Below are 4,383 nucleotides of genomic sequence, written 5' to 3'. Positions count from 1 at the left end.
TAATTTTCATCATTTTCAACTACAATTTCTTTTTCTAATAGCTCTTTTCTCTTTTTAATTACCCAATTTTGAGCTGAATCAACAGTATTATTAGACATTTTAGATCCTTTTAGTACTACAAAACCTTCACTAGTAATTTGACCCTTACCTTTTGCTCCTCTAACAGCATTTATATAGAAATAGTTTTCGCTTTTATTTTGTTTTTCTTTTATTTCTTCAAAAACCTTATATCCTAAAGTGTTTACTAATAATTTAACGTTATAAATAAACTCCTCCATTTCGGCTTTATCAGGTTCAGATATAGATGGAGCTTTTGGAATAGAACTATTTTCTAATTTATACCTTCCAACTTATTCAGCAATTTCATATAACTTATATTCTAAATATCTTACATGAGCTCGATTTAAATTATCATCTTTACTAATTACTGTAACAACTTCATTCCAAAATTCTTTTTGATCAAGATGTTGTTTTAAGCGATTAAATATATTTTCTGTTTGACCTATATAGATCATATTATCATCAGGATTGTTAGGATCTTTACCAAAGAGAAAATATACTCCAATATTTTGAAGATCATCCCTATCATCAGATTCTTTCATTAAAGAACGTGGAATTTTATAAGCTTTTCCAACCCAATTAGATAATTCACAAGACATTCTTTTGTTTGGATCTCCATCTAATAAGAATAACTTTATTGTTTTAGAAAAGATTGCTTTCATAGTTTATCACTCTTTCAAGAAATAAGATTTATGTTATAATTTTCAATCAATCGCGATCACACATTTCCTCTGCCTGTTCCATCACGGTAGCAATAGCTTTTTTTTGCTTATCAGGTGGATAACCATATTTTCTTAAAAGCCTTTTAATTTTAACTTTCATTTTAGCTCTTACACTTTTGCGAGAATTCCAGTCAATAGTTGTACTGTTTCTAATAGTTTCTGCTAATTCTACAGCAATTTTCTTTAATATTTCATCACCCATTATTTTTACTGCAGCATCATTAACTCCTAAAGCATCATAAAAAGCTACTTCATCTTCATTTAATCCCAGTTCATTTTCCTCATTCTTGGCTTTATTCATTTCTTGAGCCAGTTTTATTAGTTCTTCTATAACTTCTCTAGTTTCAATGGCTCTATTACGATATTTATTGATGGTTTCATCTAACATTTCTGAAAACTTTTTTGATTTCACCAGATTTTTCTTTGCCAAAGCTTTGACCTTAGTTTTCAAAATCTGTTCTAATGTTCGAGCAGCCAGATTTTTATGTCTTAAATGTTTGATTTCCTCTAAAAATTCTTCGGATAAAATAGACATATCAGGATCTATTTTTGAATCTTCAAAAATATCAATGACTCCATCAGCAGCAATAGCTTTAGAAACCATTTGATTAATTGCCCCTTCAATATCTTGAGGATTTTTTTCACCATCATTAAAATGTTTTCTTAAAGCAGTTTTAACCGCCTTAAAAAAAGCAATATCTTCACTAATTGATTGAGCTTTTTCAGTAGTAGAACAAAGTGCATAAGCTTTAGACAATCGATTTACATGTCTAATAAATCGTTCTTCACCAGTTCCGGCTGGTTCGTCATCTAATGAAAGTATATATTCCATTGCTTCAGTTATAATTCTCATCTTACTTTGTGGTTTAGCTTTAAAAAATCTTTTATAATTAAATTTATAGAATATATCATTCAATATTTCATATTCTTTTAATAACTCTTTTAGTGCTTCTTCTGTATCAATAGCTGTATTTTTGCGATCTGATTCTGTATAAACCATTAAAGCTTTTTTCAGAGCGTCAGCTATTCCAATAAAGTCAACGATTAATCCACCTGGTTTATCTTTATAAACTCTATTAACCCTGGCAATAGCCTGCATTAAATTATGACCTTTAAGAGGTTTATCTATATACATTGTATGCAGAGGTGGTACATCAAAACCAGTTAACCACATATCACAGACAATAACTAATTTTAATGAGTCATCTTCATCTTTCATTCTTTTTTCTATTACTTTCCGCTGTGATTTCGGTCTAATATGAGGCTGCCAAGATTCTGGATCACTTGCATCACCTGACATAACTACCTTAATTTTACCCTTTTCATCATCTTTATGGCGCCAGTTTGGTTTTAAATCAGTTATTTTATCATATAATTTAACAGCAGCTCTTCTAGAGATAGTTACTATCATTCCTTTACCTAAAATAGCCTCTTGTCTTTGTTTAAAGTGTTTTACAATTTCTTCTGCCACAGTTTTCAATCTGCTATCAGCAGCAACAACTGCTTCTAAAGCTGAATTTCTAGCTTTATATTTTTCTCTTTCTTCAGCAATTATGCCTTCAGTTAATTCGTCTATCTCAGAATCTAATAAATCTTTTTGATCATCTGGAAGTTTGACTTGAACGATTTTACTTTCATAATAAATCTTTACAGTCATTTCATCTTTAACAGCTCTTGTCATATCATAGACATCTATATAACCACCAAAAACAGCTGGTGTGTTTTTATCATCCATTTCTATAGGAGTTCCAGTAAAACCAATATAAGAAGCGTTTGGTAGTGCATCTCGCATATATTTAGCATAACCATATTTAGTTTCTGCTTTACCATCACTCTGTTTAATACTGGGATCAAACCCATATTGACTTCTATGAGCTTCATCAGCAATCACTATTACATTTTTACGATCTGTCAAGATTGAATTATCAGCACTCTCTTCAAACTTTTGAATGGTAGTAAAAATAATTCCTCCAGCTTCTACTGAAAGTAATTTTTTTAAATCTTCTCTGCTTTCTGCTTGTTTGGGTTTCTGTCTTAATAAATCACTAGAACTGCTAAAAGTCCCAAATAGCTGATCATCAAGATCATTTCGATCTGTTATTACAACTATAGTAGGATTATCAAGACCTAAAACTAATTTACCAGCATAAAAGACCATAGATAAGCTTTTACCTGAGCCTTGAGTGTGCCAAACAACTCCAATTCTACGATCCCCCTCATCACTAATAGCTTTAGCAGTACTATTAATTGCTTTATCAACAGCATGGTATTGATGATAGGCAGCAAAAATCTTTGTTATGTTTAAACCATCATCTTGAAAAAGTATATAATGATGGATCAAATCTAGAAATCTATATTTTTGGAAAATACCTTTAATTAAAACTTCCATTTCTGGAATTCCTGTGGGAGCTATTTCTTCGCCATCTATACTACGCCAGGGCATAAATCTTTCTTTATTGGCAGTTATTGTTCCAACGCGAGCATTATGTCCATCACTGGTGATTAACATTTGATTATATGTAAAAAGTGAAGGTATTTCTTTTTTATAAGTCTGCAACTGATTATATGCTTTATCGATTGTAGCTTTTTCTTTAGTTGCACTTTTTAATTCAATCACTACAAGAGGTAAACCATTGAGAAAAACTATTAGATCAGGTCTTCTTGTTTGATTACCTTCTTTGATTGCAAATTGATTAACTAATAACCAGTCATTATTGTTAATATTTTCTTGATCAAAAATCCAGACTTTATCTCCTTTAATACTGCCATCTTCTCTTTCATATTCAACATCTATTCCATCAGTAAGCATATTATGGAAGTTACGATTATTTTCCAACAAAGAAGGTTCTTCTGGAATTAATATTTTGCGAACTGCAGTTTCTAAGGCTTGATTTGGTATTTCGGAATTAATTTTGTATAAAGAATTTCTTAATCTATCTTTAAGAACTACTTCTCGATAATCATCTCTTTCTGGATATTCTCCACCTGGACTGATTTTCGGACCAGATGCTATTGAATAATTCAATTCCTTAAACCAGGCAAGACCTGCTTCTTCTAGTTCTTCTTCAGTAAACATAGTTTTCACCTCTTATTTAACTATTTATTTTTGATTTGTCTCATTTTGAACTAGATTAATAAAAAATTCAAATAAATCATTATAACTAACTTCTCCTATTAACTCATATTTTTTCATCAATCTTTTTATTTTAACTTTTATTTGAGCTAAAGTATTTTTTCTAATATATAAGTCTGGAACGTTTATTTTTTCATATTCATCAATAAATTCTTTAATGAAATTATCGATATTATTGTTATTTCCATCATAATTATTGACTCTTTCTTTTATATATTTTAGTAACCCCCCACTTAATTTATTTAAGATTTTCGGCTAAATAAGCCCTTGATTGATAAGGCTTAATAGCACCTTTCAAAATTTTTCACCCCAACCTGAAACCAATATTTCCCTTTGTTATTAAGCATCTTAAACAGAATAAAAACTGCGATTAATATACTTTTATTCAGATATATTAACTCCAGACAACTCCAGTGTCTTTAAACCGCTATTTTGAGACTTGACTTTTTCATTTTTGTCATTTTTCCG

General features: G+C 30.1%; 2 protein-coding genes and 1 pseudogene. All 3 read right to left on the bottom strand.

Annotation, left to right across the window (positions count from 1 at the left end):
* A pseudogene (locus CI949_RS17370) lies at window positions 1-278 on the bottom strand (GIY-YIG nuclease family protein); the annotation flags it as partial.
* 72 nt (window positions 279-350) lie between these two features.
* Window positions 351-722: a GIY-YIG nuclease family protein gene (locus CI949_RS17365; protein ID WP_290768679.1), complete on the bottom strand. Its 372-nt coding sequence runs from the start codon at window positions 720-722 to the stop codon at window positions 351-353.
* A 46-nt stretch (window positions 723-768) separates the two neighbouring features.
* The gene (locus tag CI949_RS17360; RefSeq protein ID WP_290768677.1) at window positions 769-3,858 is read right to left on the bottom strand and encodes a type I restriction endonuclease subunit R; all 3,090 of its coding nucleotides are present in this window, start codon (window positions 3,856-3,858) and stop codon (window positions 769-771) included.
* Between the last annotated feature and the right edge of the window lie 525 nt (window positions 3,859-4,383).

It is taken from the genome of Halanaerobium sp., from assembly GCF_003070835.1.
This window is presented reverse-complemented; position numbering and strand designations above follow the sequence as displayed.